Genomic DNA, 26,281 nt, shown 5'->3' with positions numbered 1-26,281 from the left:
TGTGGGTAGTCACAGGATGGAGGCGGCGATGATGATGGCCACCCCGATGTGCGCGATGGCCTGCACCCACACCGCCGGATGGCTCTCCGGCTGCACGAGGATCTCCCCGAGTCTGCCGGGGGTGAGCGCATCGATGACCAGGAAGGTCACCCCCATCACGACCAGGCCGATCGCCGAGTAGACCACCGTGTAGGTGAGTCCCTCGAGCAGGTGGCCCTCGCTGGCCACGATGGCGGCGGTCACGATGATCGCGACCGCGAAGAGGTTGGCGCCGACCAGGATTCCGGCATTGCGGTTGCGTTCGGACCAGACCTGTTGACGCAGCTTGCCCGGGGTCAGCAGATCGACGATCGCGAAGGACACGATCATCAGGATCACTCCGACGCCCGCATAGGCACCTGCGGCGTAGGCGTTCTCGGTCAGGTCAGCGAGCATGGTCGTCTCCGTGGGTTCGGGCCGTGGTTTCGGTCTGGGGGGATCGATCGCGAGAACTCTGGAGGGCAGTCATTTGCCGCCACCTCCACTGCCGCCGCCGCGGTTGCTGCTCCCGCTGCCGGAATATCCCGGCGTCGGAACCCAATAGGCGCCGACGTAGTTGTGGTACCGGTTGTAGCCCGATCGGTAATCGCGGCTCAGCATCACGCGGGTCTGGTTGGCGGCGTAGGGAAACAGAGCGACCAGATAGTCGGGGTACTGGAGGAACTGGGTGCCCGCGACATTGCCGGTTCCCGACGTCCCGGCGCGCTGGTCGGTGGGGCGCTCGGCGTCGCGGATGTCCTCGGCCACCTCGGCGGGGGTGCCCTCGGCCACGTAGGCGTCCACGTCCCCGTCGTCGAGCGTGGTGTTGCGTTCGTAGTTCTGCGAGATGTAGTCGCGGGCCGAACCGCCCAGCCCGCCGCCGCGCAGGGCCCGGGCACCGCATGCGCCGAGCAAGGCGAAGATCGTGATCACCACGATGACGCCGATGATGATGTTGCGGATCCTGTTGAGCCGGCGGCGCGGATCGGGCGCCGGCTGGTCGGGGGACGGGGGTGGGTGGGTCATGCTCGCGCGGCCCCGCGGTTGATCACGCTGGTCGTGATGACCACCTCACCGGCCTGCGGGTAGGTGTGCCAGGTGTGCCACGAGATCTCCTCCGCCGACGAGTCGGAGACGATCGCGGTCACCGCGTGGGGATCGCCCGGGAAGACGCCCATCACACTCGGATTGCCCGATGCCATCTGTTCGGTGACGCGGACCCCGAGTTGTTCGACGAGCGCGGCCAACTGGTGCTCGGTGACCTTCTCGATCCGGGAGCTGAAGACGTAACCGCTCTCCTGGAAGTTCTCGGGCAGGGCCGAGGTCACGTCGGGCAGGCACGCGACGGTCTCGCAGATGCGCCGCGCGCCGTCGTCGACGACGATCTGATGGCTTGCACCGAGCAACCGGACGGACACGGTGATGCCGTCGATCTTCCCGTCTTCCCGGGCCAGGGGTTCCTGCAGCGCGGCGTCGAGGGAGAAGCCGAGCTGGGCCGCACCGGTGTCTGCGTAGGCAACGGGCAGGCGGGCGACGGCCACGCCGGGCTGTTCTGACATGTGTCTCGCAGTCCTTCGTCGCTCAGATGTTCTGGTCGGAGGGGTTGCTGGGGAAGATCCGGTAATCGGCCCGGGTGAGGAGCTCGCCGCGCGCGCATTCCCAGCCGCTGCCGTAGTCTTCGAAGGACAACCGGTCGTCCCCTGCCTGGTAGTCGTGGTAGGCCATCCGGCCGGAGGTCGCGACCCCGGTGGTGCCCGCCGAGGTGAACCGCGCACTGCCGGCCTCCTCGGAGTGATAGCGGCGGCCCTCGACCTCGACCGTGTCGGGTCCGGGCTCGGCGACGACGCCGGACAGCTCATGCCACAGCACGACCTCGAGGTCGGGATCGTCCTCGACCGAGATCCACGCCTTGGCGCCGAGTCCCGTGTCGAGGAAGTTCTCGGTCCAGGTGTAGCCGTCCTGGGTCAGTCGCACCGTGCCGCGCACCGCGTACGTCTCCCCGCGCAGTTCGACGAGGTCGCCGGGCTTGAGCTCGCGCGGGTCGCCGTAGACCGAGTCGTCGTCGGCCGAGGAGAAGGGGTCGCCGGGCCGGTAGGTGCGGTTGCGCAGGGCGTCGGCCTCGGCTTGTCGGGCCTTGCGGTTGCCCAGGAAGTTGAAGATGACGACCACCGCGATGATCGCGAGCAGTGCCACGACGATGATCAGCAGGAACTCCACACCGCAGACCCTAGTCGACAGAGTGGCCTCCGGAGGCTACTCGTCGGCGCTGTGGATGACGTCGGTGATGCGCGGAGGCACGCCGTCAGGGCCGCCCGATGGTGCGGCTGTCCCCGCGGAACTCGGCGACCACCTCGTCGCCGACGCGCACCGTGACGTCGTAGATCCCGTTCCGGCCGAAGCGTGCGCGTTCGACCGCTGACGCAGTCAGCCGGTCGCCCTGGTGAGTGGGGCGCAGGTAGCGGATGTCGGCGCGTGCGGCGACGGCTGCGGCGTCGTGGCTGTTGCAGGCCAGCGCGAACGTGGTGTCGGCCAGGAGGAAGACGAAACCGCCGTGCGTGATGCCGTGGCCATTGACCATGCGCTCGGTGACCGTCATGGCAGCGCGCGCGAGGCCGTCGTCGAGTTCGAGCAACTCGATGCCGAGGGCGCTGGACGCGAGATCGGCATCGAACATGCTGCGGGCGATCTGGTGTCGGCGGGAATCGTCGTGCACGGCGGTCACGCGACTCACGGACCGACAGTCTCTTCGGTGTGGATGAACATCGACACCGGCTCGGTCGCGAAGTTGCGGACGTCCTTGCCCGCCGCGGCCATCTCCGGGGACGCGAGTCCTGCCCGAAGCGCGGCGTCGTCGTCGAAATACAGACTGGCGATGGCGTAGTAGGGCGGGGCGGTGCCGTCCATAGACGTCACCTTGCCCCAGGTGAACTCCCGCAGTCCCGGCACTCGACTCGCAAGCCGGATGTGTACGCGCCTGTAGTACTCGTCGAAGGCCTCGGTATCGGTGGGCTGTCCGTAACAGACGGCGACGCGCACGCTCATTGCTGTGCCTCCTTCGCGACGAGGGTCAGGACGTCGTAGGTGGCGACGACGTCGTCGTTCTGGTTGGTCACCACCGCATCCCAGCGCACCTCGCCGCAATCGGCGCTCTGGCGTGGGGTCAGCTGCTTGGCGGTGAGAGTGACGGTGAGGCTGTCGTCGGCCTTGACCGGGGTGAGGAACCGGAGAGTGTCGACGCCGAAATTGGCCAGCACAGGACCGGGGTTCGGTTCGACGAACAGGCCCGCGGCCAGCGACACCACGAGATAGCCGTGCGCGACGATGCCGCCGAACAGGGGATTCGCCGCAGCAGCCTCCGCGTCGGTGTGCGCATAGAACGTGTCGCCGGTGAACTCGGCGAAATGGTCGATGTCGGCGAGCGTCACCTGTCGTGGACCGCCGACGATGGTGTCCCCGATACGCAACTCCGCCATGTTCTTCCGGAAGGGATGAACGTCGCCGAGGTGGCGTCGCGACCCGGTGACCCAGCTGTTGCCGACCGCGGTGAGTACATCGGGTGTGCCCTGGACGGCCGTGCGCTGCATGTAATGCAGCACACCGCGGATGCCGCCGAGTTCCTCGCCGCCGCCGGCACGGCCGGGGCCGCCGTGCACCAGGACCGGCAGCGGCGACCCGTGTCCGGTCGACTCGCGGGCGTCCTCGCTGTTCAGGACCAGTACGCGCCCGTGGTACGGCGCAAGACCCAGGACGATCTCCCGGGCCACGCCGGTGTCCTTGGTGACCAGCGAGGCCACGAGGCTGCCCTGACCGCGGGCGGCCAGCGCGACGGCGTCGGCGGTGTCGGTGTAGCCGATGACGGTCGAGACCGGGCCGAACGCCTCGATGTCGTGGGGTTCGGTGGCGTCGTTGTCATTGGCGCGCAGCAGTATCGGGGACATGAAAGCGCCGGATTCGGTGCCGGTGCCCACCGCGTCGACATGTTCGGGGTCGCCGAAGACGATCTCGGCGGATTTGGTGAGGCCGCGAACGGAGGTGCGGACCTCCTCGCGCTGCTCGAGACTCGCCAGGGCGCCCATCGTGACCCCATCGGCACGGGGGTCTCCGACCACCACCTTCGCCAATCGTGCACTGGTGGCTTCGATGACGGCATCCACCCGGTCGGCCGGGACGAGGGCCCGACGGATCGCGGTACACTTCTGGCCGGCCTTCACGGTCATCTCGGTGACGAGTTGCTTGACGAACAGGTCGAACTCCGGATCATCAACGGCGACATCGGGTCCCAGGATCGATGCGTTGAGCGAGTCGGCCTCGGCGGTGAAATGGGTACCGGCGGCGACGATGCCCGGATGCGAGCGCAGCAGTGCCGCGGTCGCGGCCGAGCCGGTGAACGCCACCGAATCCTGTCCGTCGAGATGGTCGAGCAGATCGTCCGTGCTGCCGCAGATCAGCTGGATCGATCCCTCGGGCAGCAGGCAGCTCTCGATGATCCGCCGGACGACGAGCTCGGTGAGGTAGGCGGTCTGACTGGCAGGCTTGATGATCGAGGGGACACCCGCGATGAAGGCGGGTGCGAGTTTCTCCAGGAAACCCCAGACCGGGAAGTTGAAGGCATTGATCTGCACGGCCACCCCGTGCCGCGGGGTGTAGATGTGCCGGCCGAGGAAGGTGCCCTTCTTGCCGAGCTGCTCCACACCGCCGTCGAGATAGACGGTGTCGTTGGGCAATTCGCGACGAGCTTTGCTCGCGTAGCTGAGCACGGTGCCGATGCCGCCGTCGATGTCGACAGCCGAATCCCGTGTCGTCGCACCGGTGGAAGTCGAGAGTTCGTAGAACTCCTCTTTGCCCGCCATCAGTGTGAGCCCGAGCTGTTTGAGCAGCCCCGCACGCTCATGGAAGGTCAGGGCGCGCAATGCGGGCCCGCCGACCGCCCGGGCGTGGGCGACCATGCCCGCCACATCCAGACCCGATGACGAGATGCGCGCGACATCGCTGCCGTCCACCGCGCTAGTCACCACCGATCCCGCGTCGTCAGCGGTGAACCATCGTCCTTGTGCGTAGCTCTCGAGCAGTCTGGTCACATCAACTCCATCCACCGTACGTTCGGTCGGTAATTACCATCGCTGCGAGGGTTGGGAATTGTCAAGAGAGGGTGGCTGGGCGTCAGCTACGACGCAGGCCGTCGAAGGTCAGGGCGACGACGGCGTCGCCGAGCTCGGCGGCCGAGCCGCCGGTCCGGGGGCGGTACCACTCGATGAGCGAGTTCACGGTGCCGAAGAGCAGGCGCGCGACCAGTGCGGGGTCGATCTCGGGGTTGAGATCGCCTTCGTCGGCGGCCGCGGTGACGAGCTCGGAGACGAACGTGTCGAACTCGCGCCGACGGGCCATCGCGCGGCGTTCGACCGTGGAGTTGCCGCGGACCCGCAACAGCAGGGTGACGTACGGGAGCTCGGCCACCAGGATGTCGACACTGCGCCTGACCAGGTATTCCAGTCTGTCGATGTAGCGGCCCTCGGTCGCCTGCGCCTCGACGGTGACGGCGAACAGTGCGTTGAGGGCGCGGTTCAGTGCCAGCTCGAGTAGCTCTTCCTTGCCTGCCACGTGGTGGTAGATCGACGACTTGCTGATGCCGAGGCGCTCGGCGAGGGCGTCCATGCTGGTGCCGTCGTAGCCCTTGTCGTTGAACACCTTGACCGCGACTGCGAGGAGTGAGTCGAGGTCGTACCCGGGTCGGCCCGGCCGACCGGTTCTGCGGGGTGCTCGAGTGCTGGCCATGTCCAACATCTTGTCATCTCCTCCCGCATGCAATCGGTCAACCGGCAGGCGACCGGGTATTGATTACCGACCGAAAGGTTGGTTACTGTGACCCCATCGAGTGAGGAGTCCAGATGTCCGACGCGCAGACCGTCGAGGTCGAGGAGCGCGATGACCGGTTCGTCATCACGCTGAACCGGCCCGCCCGACGCAACGCCATCAACGCCGCGATGATCGCCGAACTGCACGACGCGTGCGCCCGGATCGAGCGTGATCCCAAGCCGGTCGTGCTGGTGGGTCGCGGTGACGATTTCGCCGGCGGCGCTGACATCGCCGAACTCCGCGACCGTCGCCGCGAGGACGCGCTGGCCGGTATCAACCGGTCGCTGTTCGACCGCGTCGCATCGCTGCCGCTGCCGACGGTCGCCGCGGTGAGCGGCTATGCCCTCGGCGGGGGCGCTGAGTTGTCCTATGCGTGCGACATCCGGATCGCCACCCCGACCGCGGTGTTCGGCAACCCCGAACCCGGGCTCGGCATCCTCGCCGCCGCGGGGGCGAGCTACCGATTGCCCGCGCTGGTCGGCACGTCGGTGGCCAAGCAGGTGTTGCTCGGTGGGCGCAGTCTCGACGCGGAGGCCGCTCAGCAGGCGGGCCTGGTTCTGGTGGTCGTCGACGACCACGTGTCCGCCGCGCACCGGGTCGTCGACCGGATCGTGCGGCAGTCGCCGCTGGCTCTGAGGCTGACCAAGACCATTCTGAATGCGCCGGGGGCGCATTCATGGGCCGACGACATCGCGCAGGCAGTGCTTTTCGAGACCGAGGACAAGCAGGAGCGGATGACCGCGTTCCTGGAGAGGAAACGATGACCGGAATTCCCGTACGAGTCGGGGTGGTGGGTGGCGGCCGGATGGGTGCCGGCATTGCGCAGGTGTTCGCGACGCTCGGATCGATGGTGACCATCGTCGAGACCGCCGACCGGCAGGCCGCACTCGACCGCGTCGTCACCGGACTGCGTCGTGCCGACGAGCGCGGCAAGCTCGACGGTCGAGAAGTCGACGAGGTGGCGGGCCGGGTGTCGGCGGTCGCCGCGGTTCACGATCTGGCCACCGACACCGATCTCGTGGTGGAGGCGGTGCCCGAGGTTCCGGTTCTCAAGGTCGATGTCCTGACGGCCGTGGAGGATTCGGTGGGGGCGCGCACGGTCATCGCCTCCAACACCAGTTCCATCTCCATCGCCGAACTGGGCGCCGCGCTCACCGATCCGAGGCGCTTCATCGGTATGCACTTCTTCAACCCCGTGCCGGCCTCGTCCCTGGTGGAGATCGTCCGGGCGCCGTCGACCTCGGCTTCTGTCGTGGACGTGGTCGGCGGGTGGGTGTCCATGCTCGGGAAATCCGAGGTCCTGGTGAATGATTCGCCTGGCTTTGCCACGAGTCGACTGGGGGTGTGCCTGGGGCTCGAGGCGATTCGGATGCTGGAAGACGGCGTCGCCGACGCGGAGTCGATCGACCGCGCGATGGAACTGGGATATCGACATCCGATGGGGCCGCTGCGTTCCACCGATCTCGTCGGACTCGACGTGCGTCTGGCCATCGCCGAACACCTCGAAAGCACGCTGGGCGAGCGCTTCTCGCCGCCGCAGCTGTTACGTGACAAAGTCGCTCGCGGTGACCTCGGACGCAAGTCCGGCCGCGGGTTCCACGAGTGGGAAGGCTCGATATCATGACCGTGACCATCGACATCGCGGACGGGCTGGCCATCCTCACCCTGGCCCGCGCACAGGCGCACAACGCATTGGATGCGGCGACGAAGGTCGCGTTCCTGGAAGCGGTGACCACCGCCGCTGCCGACCCGTCCGTCCGTGCGGTGCTCCTCACTGCGGAGGGTAGAAATTTCTGTGTCGGACAGGATCTCGCCGAGCACGTCACCGCACTCGAGTCCGACCCGTCCACCGCGATGAACACGGTGGCCGAGCACTACAACCCGCTCGTTCGTGCCCTGGCGGCGCTGCGGGTGCCCGTCGTGTCCGCCGTCCCCGGTGCGTGCGTGGGCGCGGGCTGGGGTCTGGTGCTGGCCACCGACATCCGGATCGCCGGTCGCAAGACCTCGTTTGCGACGGCCTTCAGCGGTATAGCCCTCGCGAGCGACTCGGGTCTCAGTTACTCCCTGGTGCAGCGTCTCGGTGCCGACCGCGCCCGTGCTCTGCTGCTTCTCGGCGAGAAGGTCGGTGCGCAGAAGGCATTGGACTGGGGTCTGGTCCACCTGGTCGTCGACGACGAGGATGTCGTCGATGTTGCTCGGGAGACCGCCCGTGCGCTGTCGGAGGGGCCGACCGCGGCCTACCGCGAGATCAAATCCCTTGTCGCCGCGTCGGCCGACGGCCTCGACGCCGCACTCGATCGCGAACTCCATGCGCAGGTCAGGCTGGGTGCCGGCGTCGACCATCGGGCCGCGGTGTCAGCGTTCCTCGCCAAGGAGAAGCCGGTCTTCGTCGGTTCCTGACGCCGGCGCGGTTGTGCTCCGGCTCACTGTCGTACATACTATTACCAACCGAACAGTCGGTTTCGAAAGTAGGGTGAATGTCCACGTCAAACGCCATAACGGCCGACGCTTCTGCTCTCGATGACGAGTTTGCCAGGACGATTGCCGACGACCTGCGGATCGAACCGCGGGACTGGATGCCCGACGGCTACCGCAAGACGCTGGTCCGCCAGATCGCCCAGCATGCGCATTCGGAGATCATCGGCATGCAGCCCGAGGGCAACTGGCTGACCCGCGCACCGTCGTTGCGGCGTAAGGCGATCCTCATGGCGAAGGTGCAGGACGAGGCCGGCCACGGCCTCTATCTGTACTCGGCTGCGGAGACGCTGGGCGTCGAGCGGGCCGAGCTCACCGAGAAGCTGATCGAGGGCAAGCAGAAGTACTCGTCGATCTTCAACTATCCGACCCTGACCTACGCCGACGTCGGCACCATCGGTTGGTTGGTCGACGGTGCCGCCATCTGCAACCAGGTCCCGTTGTGCCGCAGCTCCTTCGGTCCGTACGCGCGAGCCATGATCCGGGTGTGCAAGGAGGAGTCCTTCCACCAGCGGCAGGGCTACGAACTGCTGTCGACGATGATGCGCGGGACCGATGCGCAGCGCGCGATGGTCCAGGAGTCTGTCGATCGTTGGTGGTGGCCGGCACTGATGATGTTCGGCCCGCCCGACGACCAGTCGCCCAACACCGAGCAGTCGATGGAGTGGCGGATCAAGCGACACACGAATGACGAACTGCGCCAGCGTTTTGTCGACATGAGTGTGCCGCAGGCCAAGGCGCTCGGTGTCACCTTCCCCGACCCGGACCTCATCTGGAATCCCGACCGCGGGGCCCACGACTTCGGCGAACCGGACTGGAGCGAGTTCACCGAGGTCATCAAGGGCAACGGCGCGGCGAACGCCGAGCGCATCGCCAATCGCCGTGCCGCACACGAGAACGGCGCATGGGTGCGCGAGGCCGCCACGGCCTTCGCTGCACGCGGACAGGAGAGCACACGGTGAACGACCACACGTCAACCAGCAACACGGTGAAAGCGGACTGGCCGCTGTACGAGGTGTTCCTGCGCGGCAAGCGCGGACTGAACCACGTGCATGTCGGCTCGCTCCACGCCGCCGACGACGAGATGGCGTTGCGGCATGCGCGCGATGTCTATACCCGGCGCAATGAGGGAGTGAGCATCTGGGTGGTGGCCTCGACCGCGGTGGTCGCGTCGAGCCCGTCGGAGAAGGATCCGTTCTTCGCCCCGAGCGGCGACAAGGTCTACCGGCATCCGACGTTCTACGAGATCCCCGACAACGTCCCCCACATGTGAGGTCGCAGGACAGATGACAGATCACGACAACGCTTACGACGGTCTCGTCGACGAGGACTCGCACGGGCAGTGGGCGTTCGGCACCAGCTTCGCCGACCCGCTTGCCGGCGTCGACACCACGGTCCCCGCCGACATCGACCCGAGCGCACTCGCGGAGTACTGCCTGATGCTCGGTGACGACGCACTGATCAGCTCGCAGCGACTGGCGCAATGGGCCGCTCGCGCACCCGAACTCGAAGAAGAAGTCGCGCTGGCCAACATCGGCCTCGACCTCCTCGGCCAGGCCCGGCTGCTGCTCGCACGGGCCGCGGCCGCCGACGCCGCGGTGGTTCCGGTCATCTCCGAGACCTCGCCGGCGCCCGCCGAGGATGCGCTCGCCTTCTTCCGCGACGAAGCGGCCTTCCGCAACGTTCGCCTGGTCGAACTGGACAACGGTGACTTCGCGGTGTCGATCGTCCGGCTACTGGTGTTCACCACCTGGCGGCTGGCGATCTTCGACCGGCTGCGCACCTCTCGCGATCCGGTGCTCGCGGCCGTAGCCCAGAAGGGTGTCAAAGAGCTGACGTACCACCGCGACTACGCGGCGCGCTGGACGGTCACACTCGGGTGCGGCACCGCCGAGTCGCGGCGACGCGTCCGGGAGGCGCTCGTGCGGGTGTGGCCTTACGTCGAAGAACTGTTCCGCCCGGCCGGCGAAGAGATCGTCCTCGCCGCAGCCGGCGTGGGCGTGGACCCGCGGACCGTCCGCGACGAGTTCGACGCGGTCATCGATCAAGTCCTGCACGCCGCCGGACTCGATCGCCCCGCGGGAGGGTCCGCCGGCACCGTGGGGGGACGTGAAGGCCGGCGCGGCCTGCACACCGAGGCGATGGGCCTGCTGCTGACCGAGATGCAGAGCGTCGCCCGCGCACATCCCGAAGGTGTGTGGTGAGCATGCCCCGAACACTGAGCATGGCCGGAACACTGGGCGGGACCAGGCAACAGACCGCGCGGGAACTCGCCGCATCGGTCACCGACCCCGAGATGCCGATGCTGACTCTCGCGGACCTCGGCGTCCTGCGCGGCGTAGTGGTCGACGACGACGGTTCGGTTGTCGTGACGATCACCCCGACCTACTCGGGGTGTCCCGCGATCGCGACCATGCGCGACGACATCGAGTACACCCTTGCACAGCAGGGCTTCTCACGCGTCGTGGTGCGCACACAGTTGCAGCCGGCGTGGTCGACGGACTGGATCTCGGCGCACGGCCGGCAGAAACTCGCCGACAGCGGATACTCGGTTCCCGGCGCGGTCGCCTCGCGTCCGAGCGGACCGATCCCGCTCACCCTCACCGCACGCCCACGGACCCTGTCGTGCCCCCGATGTGGTTCCGCCGACACCCAACTCGTCTCCGAGTTCGGCGCGACCCTGTGCAAAGCGCACTACCGCTGCCGCGGTTGCCTCGAGCCCTTCGATCATGTGAAAGAGATCTGACATGACCATCACCGCCGAGGCGATCGACGCACCATCGCGTACCAGGTCGTTCCACACGCTGACCGTGGCCGACGTCGAGAAGCTCTGCGACGATGCGGTCGCCGTCCGCTTCGACGTCCCCGCCGACCTGGCCGCGGACTACGACTTCCGTCCGGGACAGTCGCTGACGTTGCGGCGTTTCATCGACGGCGTCGAGCATCGCCGTTCCTACTCGATCTGTGCGCCCGCCGGGAACTCACCGCGGGTTGGAGTCCGCGAGGTCGCTGACGGACTCTTCTCCACCTGGCTGGTGCGCGACGTGCGCCCCGGCGACCGCATCGACGTCGCGCCGCCGGCCGGGGCGTTCGTGGCCGACCCCTCGGCCGGCGGCCGGCATGTGCTCATCGCCGCGGGTTCGGGGATCACACCGATGCTGTCGATCGCCTCGTCGGTCCTGGAAAACCCGGACGCACAGGTGATCCTGCTCTACGGCAACCGGCGGTCGCGGTCGGTGATGTTCGCCGAGGAGATCGCCGACCTGAAAGACCGGTTCGGCGCACGATTCGACGTCATCCATGTGCTGTCCCGCGAACCGCGTGAGGTGGAACTGTTCAGCGGCAGGCTCGATGCGGGTCGGCTGCGAACGATCCTGGACACACTCGTCCCGACTCCCGACATCGACCACTTCTGGCTGTGCGGTCCCTACGGGATGGTGACCGACGCCCGAGAGATGCTGAGCGGCATGGATGTTGCTGGGGAGCAGGTCCACTTCGAACTGTTCTACGTCGACGATGCGCCGCCACCGCAGGAAAAGCACCGCGAGCCGGGTGTCACCGGGCCGAGCAGCGACGTCACCATCGTCCTCGACGGCCGGTCGGTCAGCGGCCGCCTGCCGCGCGACGAGTCGATCCTCGACGCGGGTGAACAGTTGCGCTCGGATCTCCCGTTCGCCTGCAAGGGCGGAGTGTGCGGCACGTGCCGGGCCAAGGTGACCGTCGGCGAGGTCGACATGCGCCGCAACTATGCTCTCGAAAACTCAGAGGTGGCAGACGGATTCGTCCTCACCTGCCAGACTTTCCCTGTCGGCAACAGCGTCACTGTCGACTTCGACGCCTGACAAGATCCTGGAGTACGACATGACCAGCACCCTTTCCCGACCCACCGCCGGCAGCCCCGAGTCGAACCTGGAGTTCGCCTCTCGTGACCAGATCGCGGCAACCCAACTTGCGCGGCTGAAGTGGTCGCTGCGGCACGCATATGACAACGTCCCGCATTACCGCGCGGCGTTCGACGCACGAGGTGTACACCCCGACGACCTTCAGGAACTGTCCGACCTGCGACTGTTCCCGTTCACCGCGAAAAACGATCTGCGGGAGAACTATCCGTTCGGCATGCTGGCGGTACCGCAGGATCAGGTATCGCGGATCCACGCGTCATCGGGTACCACCGGACGGCCGACGGTGGTCGGGTACACCGCCCGCGACCTGGACACCTGGGCAGACCTGGTGGCCCGCAGCCTGCGTGCGGGTGGTGTGCGGCCTGGTGACAAGGTGCACGTCGCCTACGGGTATGGCCTGTTCACCGGCGGTCTCGGGGCCCACTATGGAGCAGAACGTCTGGGCTGCACGGTGACCCCCATGTCGGGAGGCATGACCGAACGACAGATTCAGCTGATCGAGGACTTCCGGCCGGACGCGATCATGGTGACGCCGTCGTACATGCTGACCATCGTCGACGCGATGCTCGCGAAGGGGATCGACCCGACCACGACCTCGCTGCGCACCGGAGTGTTCGGTGCCGAGCCGTGGACCGAGCAGATGCGGCGTGAACTCGAGCAGCAGCTCGGGATGGACGCGGTCGACATCTATGGCCTCTCGGAGGTCATGGGGCCCGGGGTCGCGCAGGAATGTGTGGAAACCAAAGATGGACTGCATATCTGGGAGGATCACTTCTATCCGGAGATCATCGATCCGATGACCGGTGAGGTGCTTCCCGACGGGGAGGAGGGTGAGCTGGTGTTCACCTCGCTCACCAAGGAAGCCATGCCGATCATCCGATACCGCACGCGCGACCTGACCAGGCTGCTCCCCGGGACCGCGCGATCCATGCGCCGTATGCAGAAGGTGACCGGCCGGACCGACGACATGATCATCCTGCGCGGAGTGAATCTGTTCCCGACCCAGATAGAGGAACTCATCCTGGGCGTTCCGACGCTGGCCCCGCAGTTCCAGTGTGTGCTGGAGCGGCCCGGACGCATGGACCAGATGACGGTGAAAGTCGAGTACCGCCACGATGTCTCCGGCGATCACCGCGGAGCGGCCGCCGCCCAACTGCAGTCGTTGATCAAGGACCGGATCGGCGTCAGCGTGGCGGTGGATGTCGTCGAATCCGGTGTCCTGTTCCGTTCGACGGGCAAGGCCAAGCGACTCGTGGACAACCGGCCCAAGGCCTGACCGAATCCGACGCGAGAAGAGTCACGAACGCCCTACGGGCGTTCGTGACTCTTCTGTGCGTGCCGATGCCGCGACAGCTCCACGCAACTCGGCGATGACAGTCGACGTATCGGAGTTGCGTGTGCAGAGGGACAACGGGCATGAGGGCACGTCGTCGACCGGGACGAAGGCCACGCCGGGGTTCCGGTAGCTCTGCGCCACGAACTGGCCCGTGATGGACACTGCCTGCCCGGCTGCCACCACCTCCAGCAGTTCGTCCATCGTGCGGACCGACGGCCCGTAGCGCACCGCTGCGCCACTCGGCCGTGGATCGCAGGCCCACCAGCGGACCCATACCGGATCGGCGTCGTCGTTGGTGACGTGGATCTCGTCGTCCAGATCTGCGAGGTGGACGACTGAATGATCGGCCAGCGCATGGGTTCTCGGTAGAGCCACGACCCTCCCCTCGTGGCGGATGACATCGAGTCGCAGGCCGGTGGAATCGGCGAAGGGCGGGCGTACCAGCGCGGCGTCGACCTGACCCTCACGCACCGCCGAGGTCTGATGCGACCACGGAAGTTCGACCATCTGCACCGTTACGTCGGGTACCCGTCGCCGTAACTCGTCGAGGATCTCGTGGGTACGGATTCCCGTCGACGCCGTCATGAACCCGATTCGCAAGGTATGGGCCAATTCTCGGCGGTAGCTGTTCACGGCGGCGACCGCCCGGTCGGCCGCCGAGACCGACTCCCTGGCCTCGGCGAGGAACCGTTCGCCGGCCGGGGTCGGACGGACGGGGTGTGCGGTCCGGTCGAGCAGCTCGGCACCGAGGGACCGTTCCAGCTTGCGGATCTGCTGACTCAACGACGGCGTGCTGATGTACAGGCGCTCTGCGGCGCGCCCGAAATGCCCTTCGTCGACGACGGCGATCAGGTAGCGCACCAGGTGCAGATTGAGGGTCACAGGGACAGACTCTATCAAGCGGTTGTGACGCAGAACACAAGGCGGCAAGCCTTCCACCTGCAGTGTTAGTTAAACGGCTAACGTCGGTGTGGGTATTTGTAATGGACGCCACCTTTGATGGGCGCAATGATTGACCTCACATCGGAGGTCTGATGGCCCCCCGCTGATCGCGGGGTCGGACATTCCGGTGTCGGAGATCATTCCGGCCGCCTCGCCGCCCTCTTTCGCGGCGACATTCTCACTCCTCGTACGACGGGAAATCATGTCCAATTCCTCAGCACCCAAACGGTCGATCGTCACCGGAGCCGCATCCGGAATCGGATACGCGATCGCCGAGCGCCTCATCGCCGACGGAGGGTCGGTGGTCGCCTTCGATCTCGACTCCGGTGGTCTGGACGACGCGGCAAAACAGCTCGGTGACAACTACATTGCCCAACCGGGGAGTGTGACCGATGCGAATGACATCCAGGCGGCGGTCGCCCGGGCGGAGTCCGACCTCGGCGGCCTCGACAGTCTGTTCAACGTGGCCGGCGCGATCCGTCCTGGTCCGATCACCGACTTGGACGGGGAGACATGGGATTTCACCGTCGATATTGTGCTGCGCGGTGTGTTCCTCTGCACCAAGTACGCGGCGCAGAGCATGATCCGTGCCGGTAACGGCGGATCGATCGTCGTCGTGTCATCGGTCAATGCCCACATCCCGCTGTACGGCGGAAGTGCATATGCCGCAGGCAAGGCCGGTGCAGACATGTTCGCCAAGAACGCGGCCCTCGAACTGGGGCGCCACGGAATCCGCGTCAACTCGGTCCTACCCGGTCTCGTCGACACCCCGATGGCCGGCTTCATCCTCGAAAACGAGGGAATCATGGCCGAATTTGACGCCAACGCAGTCCTCAAGCGCCCGGCCAAGCCGTCGGAGCTCGCGGCCCCCGCGGTGTTCCTGGCTTCCGGTGACGCCAGCTACATCACCGGCTCCAGCCTCGTCGTCGACGGCGGTTACGAGATCGGTAGCTACCCAGACCTCAGCAAGTACCTGTGAAGGAGAGATCACAAACAATGAGTACAGCCCACGCTCCCGTTGCCACCCGTACGTCGTATGAGGAGGAGTTCGTCCACATGATGGACGATGTCGACGACCTCATCGACACCCTGGAGAATCCCAGGCACCGCAAGATCCTCATCAACTACCGCAGGCACGGACTGTTGGAGGTCTCCGGCCGGTACGAGGAACTGCTCGCACCCAACATGACCGTCCCGCATCCGCACTACCGGCTCTTCGAGGGTGGGCAGGGGACCATTCTCGACGGGATGGACACGGTTCGCGCCTTCTATCAGCAGCTCGCTGCGATGGACATGCTCGTGATGTGGACGGGTAAGCAGAAGATGGCCGTGCACGACTGGGGCTTCGCCGGAGAGGCCGAGTTCAGCCAGTTCGTGCCCGGTGCGTTGCTCGGCGACAACGTCTTCGATTCGATGAACAACGATCCGGGCGCGCCCTCTTCGTCACAGTACGACGCCGATTCGTTCTACCTCGTCCGCCGGACGCTCGCCTTCTTCTGGCCCTATGACGAGGACGGCAAGATGATCGGCGAGCATGTCTACGAGGACACCGAGTCCAAGGTGGTCACCAAGGTCGGCAACGACGAGGTCATCACCGGCGCACGCGCCGCCGAACTGTTGGCTCCGATCATCGACAAGTACGGCGTGCCGCAGTGAGCGATTGAAAGGTCTGATTCGCTTCGGTCGACGAGCCGCCGCGGGGAGCCATCCCGTGGCGGCTCGTCGTGCGGGGCCCGCGGACATCAGCGGTCCACGCCGCGCAGTAACCCGATCACCGGCGCGAACTGTTCGAGCATCGGTTCGAGGACCGTGAGATAGCTGATCCCGGTGGTCGCGCGGAGCTCGACGAGCTGGTCGGCGATGTCGGCGGCGGAGCCGATGAGGATCGAGGGAATGTCGAGGAACTCCTGCGGACTCATCGACAGCCCCCACTTCTCGATGTTTTCCTCGGCGACGCGCATCGGGACGTCGGTGACCACGACGATCTGCATCAGCAGGTTCCACTCGATGGTCTCGACGCGGTTCCCGGCCGCCGCTCGGGCGAACGCGACGCGTTGGGCGAAGTCCGCCGCCGAGAGCGGCTCGAGGTCGCCGTCCCGACCGGTGCGCGCCGCGGTGAACCCCACGATGTCGGCGTGCTCGGCGGCCATCCGCAGCACACGATCGCCGTTGCCGCCGAGGAGCAGCGGCACGCGCTCCTGTACCGGACGCGGGGTGTGCTCGGGGTCGGCCAGCAGTGACGTCACCCCGGCCACGGTGTCGCCCAGATGGTCGACCCGGCGGCCGGCCGACAGGAATTCGATTCCGGCCGCCTCGAACTCCTCCTTGACGTAGCCCGTGCCCAGCCCGAGCTCGACGCGACCGTCGGACAGCTGGTCGACGGTCGCCGCGTCGCGGGCGAGCAGCGCCGGGTTGGTGAACGCCGCGTTGAGGACGAACGGGCCGACGCGAAGGCGTTCGGTGACGGCAGCGGCCGTCGCGAGTGCAGGCCAGGGGCTCGGGATGCCCAGGTGATCGGGGACCAGCAGGACGTCGAAGCCGAGCTGTTCGACGTGCCGCGCGCGGTGGTGCCACGACGCGCTGGTGTCCACTGCGAGCATGTTGACCCCGAACCGGAACGCCCTGGACGCGAGAGACATGTCCTCAACGTAGCCAGGGTCGACGCGCCCGGCCGGGTGAATGCGGTGGCCTCGGGCCGGTGCAACCTTGCACTCGGCAGGGGCGAGTGCTAAAACGGACGTTGGCACTCACGAGCTGTGAGTGCCAGGTCGGGACGGTGAGATCGGTACCGAATGACACACCGGTCGTCCGTCGCGGGCACCGAGTTCCGGCCATACGAACCTAGTGTCACCCCCTTCGGAGGATCACTTACCCATGGCCAAGCAAATCGCGTTCGACGAAGAGGCCCGTCGCGGCCTCGAGCGGGGCCTCAACAGCCTCGCCGACGCCGTCAAGGTGACGTTGGGACCCAAGGGTCGCAACGTCGTTCTGGAGAAGAAGTGGGGCGCCCCCACGATCACCAACGATGGTGTTTCCATCGCCAAGGAGATCGAGCTGGAGGACCCGTACGAGAAGATCGGCGCCGAGCTGGTCAAGGAAGTCGCCAAGAAGACCGACGACGTCGCGGGCGACGGCACCACCACCGCCACCGTTCTGGCCCAGGCTCTCGTCCGTGAGGGTCTGCGCAACGTCGCTGCCGGCGCCAACCCGCTGGGTCTGAAGCGCGGCATCGAGAAGGCCGTCGAGGCCGTCACCGAGTCGCTGCTGAAGAGCGCCAAGGAGGTCGAGACCAAGGAGCAGATCGCTGCTACCGCAGGCATCTCGGCCGGCGACTCCTCGATCGGCGAGCTCATCGCCGAGGCGATGGACAAGGTCGGCAAGGAAGGCGTCATCACGGTCGAGGAGTCCAACACCTTCGGCCTGCAGCTCGAGCTCACCGAGGGCATGCGCTTCGACAAGGGCTACATCTCGGGCTACTTCGTCACCGACGCAGACCGCCAGGAAGCCGTCCTCGACGACCCGTACATCCTGCTCGTCTCGGGCAAGGTCTCGACCATCAAGGACCTGCTGCCGCTGCTGGAGAAGGTCATCCAGGCCGGTAAGCCGCTGCTGATCATCGCCGAGGACGTCGAGGGCGAAGCCCTGTCGACCCTGGTCGTGAACAAGCTCAAGGGCACCTTCAAGTCCGTCGCCGTCAAGGCTCCGGGCTTCGGTGACCGCCGCAAGGCCATGCTGGCCGACATCGCCATCCTCACCGGTGGCGAGGTCATCAGCGAAGAGGTCGGTCTGTCCCTCGAGGGCGCCGGCGTCGAGCTGCTCGGCACCGCCCGCAAGGTCGTCGTCACCAAGGACGAGACCACCATCGTCGAGGGCGCGGGCGATCCCGACGCCATCGCCGGTCGCGTGGCCCAGATCCGTGGCGAGATCGAGAACAGCGACTCCGACTACGACCGTGAGAAGCTGCAGGAGCGCCTGGCCAAGCTGGCCGGCGGTGTTGCGGTCATCAAGGCCGGCGCGGCCACCGAGGTCGAGCTCAAGGAGCGCAAGCACCGCATCGAAGATGCCGTGCGCAACGCCAAGGCTGCCGTCGAAGAGGGCATCGTCGCCGGTGGTGGCGTGGCCCTGCTGCAGTCGGAGCCGGCCATCGACGCACTCTCGCTCGAGGGTGACGAGGCCACCGGCGCCAACATCGTCCGCGTCGCTCTCTCGGCTCCGGCCAAGCAGATCGCCGTCAACGCCGGCCTCGAGCCGGGCGTCGTCGCCGACAAGGTCCTGAACTCGCCCACCGGCACCGGCCTCAACGCCGCCACCGGTGAGTACGAGGACCTGCTGGCCGCCGGCATCAACGACCCGGTGAAGGTCACCCGCTCGGCGCTGCAGAACGCAGCCTCGATCGCGGCTCTGTTCCTCACCACCGAGGCCGTCGTCGCCGACAAGCCCGAGAAGAACGCCGCACCGGCCATGCCGGGTGGCGACGAGATGGGCGGCATGGGCTTCTAGTCCACGCTCACCCGCTCTACATCTCTACGGACCGGCCCACTCCTTCACGGAGTGGGCCGGTTTCGTTCGTCCACTCCCGTGACCCGCCGGAATGGCACGCGGCGGAAGAAGGTTGAAGACGTCATGGCTTCTCCCATCACAGTCGAGATCTGGTCCGACATCGCCTGCCCCTGGTGCTTCATCGGGAAGCGGCGCTTCGAGGCGGGTCTCGCCGAGTTCGCCGGACGCGACGACGTCGAGGTGACCTATCGCAGCTACGAACTCGCACCCGACACCCCGGTCGACTTCGAGGGCTCGGAGATCGACTTCCTGGTCCGGCACAAGGGGATGCCGGCCGAGCAGGTCGAGGGAATGCTCGAACAGGTCCGTGGGATCGCCGCCGACGTCGGCCTCGACTACGACTTCGACCACCTCCAGCACACCAAGACGCTGAAGGCCCACGAGGCACTGCACTTCGCGCGAGCCCACGGCAAGCAGCTCGAGCTGGCGGAGCGGTTGTTCCGGGCGTACTTCGAACAGGGGCGGCACGTCGGCCGTACCGCCGAGATCGCGGATCTGGCAGCCGAGGTCGGTCTGGACCGCGACGCCGTGCTCGCGGCCCTCGAATCCGGCGAGCACGCCGACGCGGTGGCCGCCGACATCGACCAGGCGCGGGGCTACGGGATCAGCGGCGTCCCGTTCTTCGTCTTCAACGGCAAGTACGGGGTGTCCGGCGCCCAGTCCGCCGAGACCTTCACCCAGGTGCTGGAGAAGGTCCACGCGGACTGAACGACGTGTGGACCGCGGCACCCACTGGGTAAGTCGGGGTGATGCAGACCTTCTTGCCGTATCCGGATTTCCGGCGTTCCGCCGAGGCCCTGGACCCTGCGCGGCTCGGTAAACAACGGGTGGAGACGCTGCAGATCCTGCGCGCGCTCGAGCTGTTCGACTACGGCTGGGGCAACCACCCGGCGGTCGCCATGTGGCGGGGACACACGCCGGCGCTCGTCTCCTACGGGCTCGAGTTCGTCGACGTCTGGCGACGGGAGCGGCGTGCGGACACCACGGCCCCGATGATCGCCGAGTTCGCCCCGGAGGTGGTGGGAGTGTCCCAATCCGATCTGGCCGCCGCCGGCCTCATGCCACCGTGGCTGGGCGACGACCGGCTCCACCTCAGCCACCGTGCGGCGTTGCTGCGCAAGGACCCGGATTTCTATGTCGCGGAGTTCGGTGACGCCCCCGACGACCTTCCGTATCACTGGCCGGAACCGCCGGCCGAGGTGCCCGAGCTCGACGATCGCGGCCGCACCGTATGGGTCGTCCGAGCGTCGACGAAGGAACAGTACGACGAGTTCCGCGAACGCGGCATCGTCGGTGTCGGCACGGAGTCCGGTATCGACTCCGACGCGGCGACGGCGACGTTCGATGGGCTGCGCACTCTGCTCAAGGAGTGCAGCCCTGGGCGACGCCCGGGCAAGGACCTCCGCGTGCTCGCGTCCTTCGTCGACGACCTGGCTCCGGGTGACGAGGTGGCGGTCGTCGATCCCGACGAGCCCGAGACCCTGCAGCTCGGGGCAATCGAGGGTGACTACGAGTTCACCAGGCGCGGGAGGACACTCGCACCGCATCGGCGACGCGTGCGCTGGACCGGCGCGTTGGCGCGGTCGTCGGTGCTCCCGCCCGCCCTCCTGCAGAACCCGCGGAAGTTGTTCCCGGTCCAGGTGGAGGCCGGGCCGATCGACGACACGCCACCGGGTCGTCCGATCGGTCGAAATTCGTGATCGTCCCACGAATTCGAATCGATGAGACGTCCCCCGAAAGCGATCTCAATGTGGGCTACCGGAGTCGCAGAATGCCCGGTCACAACGATTTCTGGTCCGATGTGAACATTTGTCCTAATGATGGCTAACCGTCGATTGCCGGAATCTATTCATGGTGGCAGTGCGCCGATTGGCGTCGAGACTTCGCAGAAAATCGCTCGCTGCCGGTGACGATGGGTATGGTCGGTAAATGTATTCGGATTGATACCTGAGCGTTGGAATTCTGTTGTCCGGGCAGAAGGCCTCGCATCCGGGCGGTGGAAGGACGGCGATGTCTGTAGCAGGGGGCGGCTCTCATCGGCGCGTGGTCCAGGTGGTGGTCGCTCTTGTCGTCGTCTTTGTCTCGCTTGCGTTTCCCTCCACTTCGCTGGCGGATACCGGCGGTGAGTCGGAGCGGAAGGAGCGATTGGCGCGCGCAATGGCGGAGGGGCGAGCTCTCGACCTCACCGTGCATTCGTCGTCGATGAATCGTGATGTGCCGATCCGCGTGCTGGTCGCGGCCGATACATCGGTGCCCAGGCCCACCCTCTATCTCCTGAATGGATCCGGTGGCGGAGAGGGGGATGCGCACTGGTTTGCGCAGACCGACCTCGTCGATTTCGCGGCCGACAAGAACGTGAACATCGTGGTTCCCATGAGTGGCGGCTACAGCTATTACACGGATTGGGCGAAGGTCGATCCGGTATTGGGCCGTAACAAATGGACGACATTCCTGACCAGGGAACTTCCTCCGGTGATCGACGCGAAACTGAACGCAAACGGGGTCAACGGCATCGCCGGGATCTCCATGGCCGGGACGTCGGTGTTGGCTCTGGCGGAGACCGCGCCGGACCTGTACCGCGGGGTCGCCTCTTACAGCGGATGTGCCGAGACCAACACCGAGTTGGGCAGATTGGCCGTCGGGGCAGTGGTCGGCGGAAGCGGTGGCGACATAGCCAACATCTGGGGGCCCATCGGCGGGCCGGGCTGGCGAGCCCACGACCCGGTGGTCAACGCATACAAACTCCGCGGCAAGGCGATCTACGTCAGCAGCGGTACCGGCCTGCCCGGGCGACACGATCAGCTGTCCGATGAGGCGATCGACGGCGACGTCGTGGAGTACGCCAGGATTCTCGGTCTCGGTGGAGTCATCGAGGCCGCGACGTACTACTGCACGCTGAATCTGCAGAGCAGGCTCCAGGGGCTCCGCATCCCGGCGACGTTCGACTACGAACCCGGGACCCATTCCTGGCCGTACTGGGAGGACCAGCTCGCCAAGTCCTGGCCGATGCTCGAGCGCGCGCTGAATCGCTGACCGGCCCCGTGGCCGCCTGGACGCCCGATCGTCGAACCGATCTGCCACGATGAGTCGCGTGACTGTGACCCCCGGTGCACCGAGCCCGATCGGCAGCCTCCCGAACCTGCGTGACCTCGGCGGCTGGCGTGCCGCGGACGGACGGGTGGTGCGCTCGGGGGTGCTGTTCCGGTCGACAGATTTCTCGTCGCTCGCCGACGACGACATCGCCACACTCGAGGGGCTCGGCCTCCGCACCATGTACGACCTGCGGTCGGTGCACGAACGGGAGGCGATCCCGGACCCGCCGTTGCCCGGTGTCACCGAGATCGGCCTCGATGTCCTCGCTGACGCCCAGATGTCCATTCCGGCCAACATCGGTGCCGTACTTGCCGATCCGGCCGTCGTCGCCCAGGCCGACGAGGTCCTGTCCGGTGGCAAGGCGCGCGAGATGATCTGCGGCACCTACCGCGAGATGATCACGCTGCCCAGCGCAACGGCATCGTACTCGGAGTTCTACCGGGGACTGCACGGCGACGCGCCCGGTCCGATCCTCTTCCACTGCACGACCGGAAAAGACCGCACGGGGTGGGCGGCGGCCGCCTTCCTGACGCTCGTCGGGGTGGGCGAGGAGGACGTGTACAACGACTACCTGCTGACCAACGAGCGACTCATCCCTGCGCTGAAGCACCTCTTCGACGGTTTCGCGGCCGCGGGCGGCGACCCGGAACTCCTCGTCGGCGTCCTCGGGGTCGACGCGGGGTACCTCGACGCCGCGTTCGACGAGGTGCGGACCCGGTTCGGCGGGATCGAGGGGTACTTCAGCGAGGCCCTCGGGATCGGCACCGGCGAGCAGGACAGGATCCGCGAGCGATTCCTGGTCGAGGGCTAGCCCGAACGGGCTAGCGGAAGACGATGCAGGTGGTCGTGCCGTGCGCGACGAGCTTGCCGTCGTCGGAGTAGACCTTGCCCTCGGCGGTGGCCGTGGTGCGTCCGGCGTGGATGACGGTGCCGACGCCGGTCAACTCGCCCGCGTCGACGGCAACGGTCCGGATGTAGTTCACCTTCAGCTCGAGGGTGGTGTATCCGACGCCCGCCGGCAGCGTCGTGTGGACGGCGCATCCCATGACGGAGTCGAGCAGGGTCGCGCAGATACCGCCGTGCACGGTGCCGAGGGGGTTGGCGAAGTCGGGTTGGGGGGTGACCGCGAAGGTCACGGTGCCTTCCTCGATCTCTTTGGGCACCATGCCCAGCAGGCGGCCGATACTCGGCCGGTCGGTGCCCGCGCCGCCGGCCTGCCAGGCGCGCAGCAATTCCAGGCCCGACATCGTGGCGGGGTCGGTGGTGGGTTCGCTGGAAGTCGTCATGACTATGCATGGTTGCATAGAACCGGCGTACTATGAAGACCTGCATACCGGTGCCTGGAGAAAGGGCCTACGGGCACGCGGGCTATGTATAGTCGCATAGACCACCGGAACGAGATGAAGGAGCAGGTCATGGCGCCCCATTCCGCCGAATCCGTCATCTCCGGATCGGATGAGCGCGGTCCGCGGGAACGGATGATCGTGCATGCTGCGGATCTGATCGGTCGTGACGGCGTGGCCGCGACCTCGATCGGCGACGTGATCTCCGCCAGCTCCGCTCCCCGTGGGTCCATCTACCACCACTTTCCCGGCGGCAAGACGCAACTCATGACCGAGGCCGTCCGCTACGCAGGGGATTTCATCGCCGAGCGACTCTCGCGCCGGGCGACGCTCACCCCGGCCGAGACCGTCCGCGAGATCGGCGGCGTCTGGCGGCGGATGCTGGTCAACACCGACTATCAGTTCGGCTGCCCGGTCATCGCGGGCGGTCTGGCGCGGCGCGGGGAACCCGAGGTGGCCGACGCCGCGGCCGAGATCCTGCGACGCTGGGCCGACCTCATCACCGCGCGGCTCGTCGTCGACGGCGTGGACAGCGAACGTGCCGATTCGCTGGCCAACCTCATCGTCGCGGCGATCGAGGGGGCGGTCGCACTCTGCCAGACGCAGCGCAGCGTCGAGCCGCTGGATCGCGTCATCACCGAACTGGCCGCCATGTGTGACGCGGCGGTCTACCGGCGGTGATGCCGGCGGGCACCCGCCGATGCCCGTCGAACCCGTCGACCGGGTCATCTGAACACCGTTGGCTCGGGGCGGGCGCCGTAGTAGGTTCACGGTGGCGCCACCTCGGTGGCAGCACGCCGTGAGAACGACGCTGGGCCGAGTGCGGGAGGGTGAGACGATGACGCCGGTCTTCCGGCATGCGCTGGGCTCGGACTTCGATCGCCTCCACCCCAACGTCGCATGGCGTTACGGCATCGACTCCACCTCCGGGGTCGCGCAGATGTGCCACGGGATGTACGAGTCGGTGTACGTGTCCGCGGCGTTGCCTCCACCGGCGCTCTGGCACTACGCGAAGCGCAATGCGCTGCCGTCCAAGACCAGCCGGATGGTGCCGTTCACCCAGGCCTATTACTGCTACTCCGACGAACTGCAGCGCGAATCCCTGGCGGTCCTGCGGACCTTCCAGTACACGAACGGTCCGCGCAAGCTCAATTCACTGCTCGTCGCGGGACGCACCGGGCTCGTCGACTACTTCGGAGACGGACCCGAGTTCCTGTACCCGATCGAGCCGTCGGTGACTTCGGCGGGCGAGTTGCTGCTCGAGAGCGGGCCGATGCGCTGGCTGGGGCGCGGGCCGAAGGTGGGAATGCGTGGTCTGTTCACCGCCCAGATGAAGTACATCGAGGGCTGGGACGAGAAGCGCGAACGCTTCCGCTGCGATATGACCGTGCGCAATCCGGTCATCGGCGAGATCATGCATTTCCGTGGCTGGTTCACGGCAGTGGACCAGGCCTGCTCCCTCCGGGACATCCCCGACGAGGCGTGGCCGGTGAATCTCGTCGACCGCGAGAGCTGATCCTCGGCGCCCTGACCGGGCGACAGTTGGTCAACCGACGAGGATGGGACCTGCGAGCCTGTGGTTCGTTGTGTGGCCGTCACGGCCGGGCGGTAGGTTCACCCCCATGGCAGTCTCCGCGAACATCGAATTCCACGTCGCCGCCCCGATGTCGGTGGTGATGGAAGTGCTCATGGACATCGAGTCCCTCCCGGATTGGTCGGGCCCCCACAAGGAGGCCGAGATCATCGACGAATACGACGACGGCACACCGAAGACCGTGCGCATGGTGGTCACCGCGGCCGGTATCTCCGACGAGCAGACCTGTACCTACGAGTGGACCGACACGACCTGCGAATGGCACCTGGTCAAGTCGAACCAGCTCAGTGAACAGCACGGCAAGTACACCGTCACCGCCACCGACGCGGGCGCGAGCGTGCACTTCGACCTGGCCGTCGACCTCAAGATCAAACTCCCCGGACTGATCGTCAAGCGGGCCCAGAAGATGGCGGTCGACACCGCGCGTAAGGGGCTCACCGCCGAGGCCGAGAAGCGCGCCGCCGGCTGAGGCGTTCAGGTCGCCGCGCGGGCGCCAGTCATCCGGTCGACCATCGGCCCGACGATCCCCGGGTCGTCCGCGCAGACTACAGGTACCCTGGGATCGTCATCTGCCCAGCCGTCGCACCATGGAGGCCAAATCCTTTGAAAATCAACAAATTTGCCGTGCGGGCTCTGGTTCTCCTCGCCGGTGGCGCCGGGTGTGTCGGATTCGCCGGACTGTCCGGTGCGGGAGTCGCGTCGGCTGTTTCCTGTTCGGCGTCCAACGGGCATCAGATCGAGCGGGTGGTAGGTGCCAGCGGATGCGGCGCCAAGGCCGGCTTGGGTAGCCGCGCGACCGCCGAGGACCGCAGTGGCAACGGCACGGCCATCTCGGTGTCGGACAACGGCGGCAATGCATCGTCCTACAACCTGCAGCCGGGATCCTCGGCGCTCGCGGGTGCCAACTCGCGCGGCGTGGCGTACTCGGTGACCACCGGTCCCAAGGCGCTGTCCATCGCGCAGGCGCGGCGCGGTGGCACCACGGTGGCGGTCGGCGGCTGGGGCGGGCAGGCGTACGCCGGGCCCGACGGGGCGGCGTGCAGCGGCGGGTTCGCCGCGGCCTTCGACTCGGTCACCGGAAAGGCTTGCCTGCATTCGGGTTCCATCGATCTGCGCAACTGACCGGGTGCCTCGTCCACCGATCTGAGACGAAAACGCCCGACGC

General features: G+C 66.9%; 31 protein-coding genes. 20 read left to right on the top strand and 11 right to left on the bottom strand.

What is annotated here, in order from left to right; translation table 11 throughout:
* Positions 1 to 9: 9 nt before the first annotated feature.
* The 8 genes from BLU62_RS20340 to BLU62_RS20305 all read right to left on the bottom strand — a co-directional run bounded on the left by BLU62_RS20340 (position 10) and on the right by BLU62_RS20305 (position 5,790).
* Positions 10 to 435 (bottom strand): DUF350 domain-containing protein, encoded by a 426-nt coding sequence (locus BLU62_RS20340; RefSeq protein WP_074851794.1) that lies wholly within the window; start codon positions 433 to 435, stop codon positions 10 to 12.
* Between the two features lie 69 nt (positions 436 to 504).
* Positions 505 to 1,044 (bottom strand): DUF4247 domain-containing protein, encoded by a 540-nt coding sequence (locus tag BLU62_RS20335; protein ID WP_074851793.1) that lies wholly within the window; start codon positions 1,042 to 1,044, stop codon positions 505 to 507.
* Positions 1,041 to 1,577, bottom strand: a complete 537-nt coding sequence (locus BLU62_RS20330; protein WP_074851791.1) for a DUF2617 family protein — start codon at positions 1,575 to 1,577, stop codon at positions 1,041 to 1,043. The genes BLU62_RS20335 and BLU62_RS20330 overlap by 4 nt, the downstream gene beginning before the upstream one ends.
* Before the next feature lie 22 nt (positions 1,578 to 1,599).
* Positions 1,600 to 2,235, bottom strand: coding sequence for a DUF4178 domain-containing protein (locus tag BLU62_RS20325; protein ID WP_074851789.1), 636 nt, complete (start codon positions 2,233 to 2,235; stop codon positions 1,600 to 1,602).
* 85 nt (positions 2,236 to 2,320) lie between these two features.
* Entirely contained in the window at positions 2,321 to 2,692 is a 372-nt protein-coding gene (gene paaI, locus BLU62_RS20320; protein ID WP_074853043.1) for a hydroxyphenylacetyl-CoA thioesterase PaaI, read from the bottom strand.
* 53 nt (positions 2,693 to 2,745) lie between these two features.
* Positions 2,746 to 3,060, bottom strand: a complete 315-nt coding sequence (locus BLU62_RS20315; protein WP_074851787.1) for an EthD family reductase — start codon at positions 3,058 to 3,060, stop codon at positions 2,746 to 2,748.
* On the bottom strand, positions 3,057 to 5,096 hold the full coding sequence (gene paaZ / locus BLU62_RS20310; protein WP_074851785.1) for a phenylacetic acid degradation bifunctional protein PaaZ: 2,040 nt from the start codon (positions 5,094 to 5,096) through the stop codon (positions 3,057 to 3,059). The genes BLU62_RS20315 and paaZ overlap by 4 nt, the downstream gene beginning before the upstream one ends.
* An 82-nt stretch (positions 5,097 to 5,178) precedes the next feature.
* Complete coding sequence (locus BLU62_RS20305; RefSeq protein ID WP_074851783.1) at positions 5,179 to 5,790, bottom strand: TetR/AcrR family transcriptional regulator; 612 nt, start codon at positions 5,788 to 5,790, stop codon at positions 5,179 to 5,181.
* A gap of 113 nt (positions 5,791 to 5,903) precedes the next feature.
* On the opposite strand from BLU62_RS20305, the gene BLU62_RS20300 reads away from it, so the two are divergent.
* The 9 genes from BLU62_RS20300 (at position 5,904) to paaK (ending at position 13,524) form a co-directional block, all read left to right on the top strand.
* A complete protein-coding gene (locus BLU62_RS20300) occupies positions 5,904 to 6,635 on the top strand; it encodes an enoyl-CoA hydratase/isomerase family protein (RefSeq protein WP_074851781.1) in 732 nt (243 codons plus the stop codon).
* Entirely contained in the window at positions 6,632 to 7,495 is an 864-nt protein-coding gene (locus BLU62_RS20295) for a 3-hydroxyacyl-CoA dehydrogenase family protein (RefSeq protein ID WP_074851779.1), read from the top strand. The genes BLU62_RS20300 and BLU62_RS20295 overlap by 4 nt, the downstream gene beginning before the upstream one ends.
* Positions 7,492 to 8,271 (top strand): enoyl-CoA hydratase/isomerase family protein, encoded by a 780-nt coding sequence (locus BLU62_RS20290; protein ID WP_074851777.1) that lies wholly within the window; start codon positions 7,492 to 7,494, stop codon positions 8,269 to 8,271. The genes BLU62_RS20295 and BLU62_RS20290 overlap by 4 nt, the downstream gene beginning before the upstream one ends.
* 77 nt (positions 8,272 to 8,348) lie before the next feature.
* Positions 8,349 to 9,308 carry a 1,2-phenylacetyl-CoA epoxidase subunit PaaA gene (paaA, locus tag BLU62_RS20285; protein WP_074851775.1) on the top strand — a complete coding sequence of 320 codons (960 nt, stop codon included), beginning with the start codon at positions 8,349 to 8,351 and terminating at the stop codon, positions 9,306 to 9,308.
* Positions 9,305 to 9,619 (top strand): 1,2-phenylacetyl-CoA epoxidase subunit PaaB, encoded by a 315-nt coding sequence (paaB, locus tag BLU62_RS20280; protein ID WP_074851773.1) that lies wholly within the window; start codon positions 9,305 to 9,307, stop codon positions 9,617 to 9,619. The genes paaA and paaB overlap by 4 nt, the downstream gene beginning before the upstream one ends.
* 13 nt (positions 9,620 to 9,632) lie before the next feature.
* Complete coding sequence (paaC, locus tag BLU62_RS20275; RefSeq protein ID WP_074851771.1) at positions 9,633 to 10,550, top strand: 1,2-phenylacetyl-CoA epoxidase subunit PaaC; 918 nt, start codon at positions 9,633 to 9,635, stop codon at positions 10,548 to 10,550.
* Positions 10,551 to 10,552: 2 nt separating this feature from the next.
* Positions 10,553 to 11,092 carry a 1,2-phenylacetyl-CoA epoxidase subunit PaaD gene (gene paaD, locus BLU62_RS20270; protein ID WP_244278271.1) on the top strand — a complete coding sequence of 180 codons (540 nt, stop codon included), beginning with the start codon at positions 10,553 to 10,555 and terminating at the stop codon, positions 11,090 to 11,092.
* Between the two features lies 1 nt (position 11,093).
* On the top strand, positions 11,094 to 12,188 hold the full coding sequence (paaE, locus tag BLU62_RS20265; RefSeq protein ID WP_074851769.1) for a 1,2-phenylacetyl-CoA epoxidase subunit PaaE: 1,095 nt from the start codon (positions 11,094 to 11,096) through the stop codon (positions 12,186 to 12,188).
* A 19-nt stretch (positions 12,189 to 12,207) separates the two neighbouring features.
* Entirely contained in the window at positions 12,208 to 13,524 is a 1,317-nt protein-coding gene (paaK, locus tag BLU62_RS20260; protein WP_074851766.1) for a phenylacetate--CoA ligase PaaK, read from the top strand.
* Between the two features lie 21 nt (positions 13,525 to 13,545).
* Here the strand turns inward: paaK and BLU62_RS20255 are convergent, their stop codons facing one another.
* Positions 13,546 to 14,466: a LysR family transcriptional regulator gene (locus BLU62_RS20255; protein WP_074851764.1), complete on the bottom strand. Its 921-nt coding sequence runs from the start codon at positions 14,464 to 14,466 to the stop codon at positions 13,546 to 13,548.
* Between the two features lie 262 nt (positions 14,467 to 14,728).
* Here BLU62_RS20255 and BLU62_RS20250 point away from each other — a divergent pair, with 262 nt between their 5' ends.
* Both BLU62_RS20250 and BLU62_RS20245 read left to right on the top strand, forming a co-directional pair.
* Entirely contained in the window at positions 14,729 to 15,505 is a 777-nt protein-coding gene (locus tag BLU62_RS20250) for an SDR family NAD(P)-dependent oxidoreductase (RefSeq protein WP_074851762.1), read from the top strand.
* Positions 15,506 to 15,522: 17 nt separating this feature from the next.
* On the top strand, positions 15,523 to 16,182 hold the full coding sequence (locus tag BLU62_RS20245; RefSeq protein WP_074851760.1) for a hypothetical protein: 660 nt from the start codon (positions 15,523 to 15,525) through the stop codon (positions 16,180 to 16,182).
* A gap of 86 nt (positions 16,183 to 16,268) precedes the next feature.
* On the opposite strand, the gene BLU62_RS20240 is transcribed toward BLU62_RS20245, so the two are convergent.
* Positions 16,269 to 17,165: a TIGR03621 family F420-dependent LLM class oxidoreductase gene (locus tag BLU62_RS20240; protein WP_074851758.1), complete on the bottom strand. Its 897-nt coding sequence runs from the start codon at positions 17,163 to 17,165 to the stop codon at positions 16,269 to 16,271.
* A gap of 235 nt (positions 17,166 to 17,400) precedes the next feature.
* Here BLU62_RS20240 and groL point away from each other — a divergent pair, with 235 nt between their 5' ends.
* From groL to BLU62_RS20215, 5 genes are all read left to right on the top strand, one after another.
* Positions 17,401 to 19,026: a chaperonin GroEL gene (gene groL, locus BLU62_RS20235; RefSeq protein ID WP_074851757.1), complete on the top strand. Its 1,626-nt coding sequence runs from the start codon at positions 17,401 to 17,403 to the stop codon at positions 19,024 to 19,026.
* 123 nt (positions 19,027 to 19,149) lie between these two features.
* Entirely contained in the window at positions 19,150 to 19,794 is a 645-nt protein-coding gene (locus BLU62_RS20230; protein ID WP_074851755.1) for a DsbA family oxidoreductase, read from the top strand.
* 41 nt (positions 19,795 to 19,835) lie between these two features.
* Entirely contained in the window at positions 19,836 to 20,786 is a 951-nt protein-coding gene (locus BLU62_RS20225) for an MSMEG_6728 family protein (RefSeq protein WP_074853040.1), read from the top strand.
* A gap of 310 nt (positions 20,787 to 21,096) precedes the next feature.
* Positions 21,097 to 22,119 carry an alpha/beta hydrolase gene (locus BLU62_RS20220; protein WP_074851753.1) on the top strand — a complete coding sequence of 341 codons (1,023 nt, stop codon included), beginning with the start codon at positions 21,097 to 21,099 and terminating at the stop codon, positions 22,117 to 22,119.
* 58 nt (positions 22,120 to 22,177) lie between these two features.
* Positions 22,178 to 22,990 carry a tyrosine-protein phosphatase gene (locus BLU62_RS20215; protein WP_074853039.1) on the top strand — a complete coding sequence of 271 codons (813 nt, stop codon included), beginning with the start codon at positions 22,178 to 22,180 and terminating at the stop codon, positions 22,988 to 22,990.
* A 10-nt stretch (positions 22,991 to 23,000) separates the two neighbouring features.
* Here BLU62_RS20215 and BLU62_RS20210 read toward each other — a convergent pair whose 3' ends face one another.
* Positions 23,001 to 23,483, bottom strand: a complete 483-nt coding sequence (locus BLU62_RS20210; RefSeq protein WP_208863653.1) for a PaaI family thioesterase — start codon at positions 23,481 to 23,483, stop codon at positions 23,001 to 23,003.
* 111 nt (positions 23,484 to 23,594) lie between these two features.
* Between BLU62_RS20210 and BLU62_RS20205 the strand changes: the two genes are divergently transcribed.
* The 4 genes from BLU62_RS20205 to BLU62_RS20190 all read left to right on the top strand — a co-directional run bounded on the left by BLU62_RS20205 (position 23,595) and on the right by BLU62_RS20190 (position 26,238).
* Positions 23,595 to 24,203, top strand: coding sequence for a TetR/AcrR family transcriptional regulator (locus BLU62_RS20205; RefSeq protein ID WP_074853038.1), 609 nt, complete (start codon positions 23,595 to 23,597; stop codon positions 24,201 to 24,203).
* A gap of 157 nt (positions 24,204 to 24,360) precedes the next feature.
* Positions 24,361 to 25,038 (top strand): DUF4166 domain-containing protein, encoded by a 678-nt coding sequence (locus BLU62_RS20200; protein WP_074851749.1) that lies wholly within the window; start codon positions 24,361 to 24,363, stop codon positions 25,036 to 25,038.
* A 106-nt stretch (positions 25,039 to 25,144) separates the two neighbouring features.
* Positions 25,145 to 25,585 carry an SRPBCC family protein gene (locus BLU62_RS20195; protein WP_074851747.1) on the top strand — a complete coding sequence of 147 codons (441 nt, stop codon included), beginning with the start codon at positions 25,145 to 25,147 and terminating at the stop codon, positions 25,583 to 25,585.
* A gap of 134 nt (positions 25,586 to 25,719) precedes the next feature.
* Complete coding sequence (locus BLU62_RS20190) at positions 25,720 to 26,238, top strand: DUF6764 family protein (protein WP_074851745.1); 519 nt, start codon at positions 25,720 to 25,722, stop codon at positions 26,236 to 26,238.
* The last annotated feature ends 43 nt before the right edge of the window (positions 26,239 to 26,281 follow it).

The sequence above is a fragment of the Gordonia westfalica genome (genome assembly GCF_900105725.1).
Taxonomy (GTDB): Bacteria; Actinomycetota; Actinomycetes; order Mycobacteriales; family Mycobacteriaceae; genus Gordonia; species Gordonia westfalica.
The sequence above is the reverse complement of the archived record's forward strand: the minus strand, read 5'-3'. Positions and strand labels throughout refer to the sequence as shown.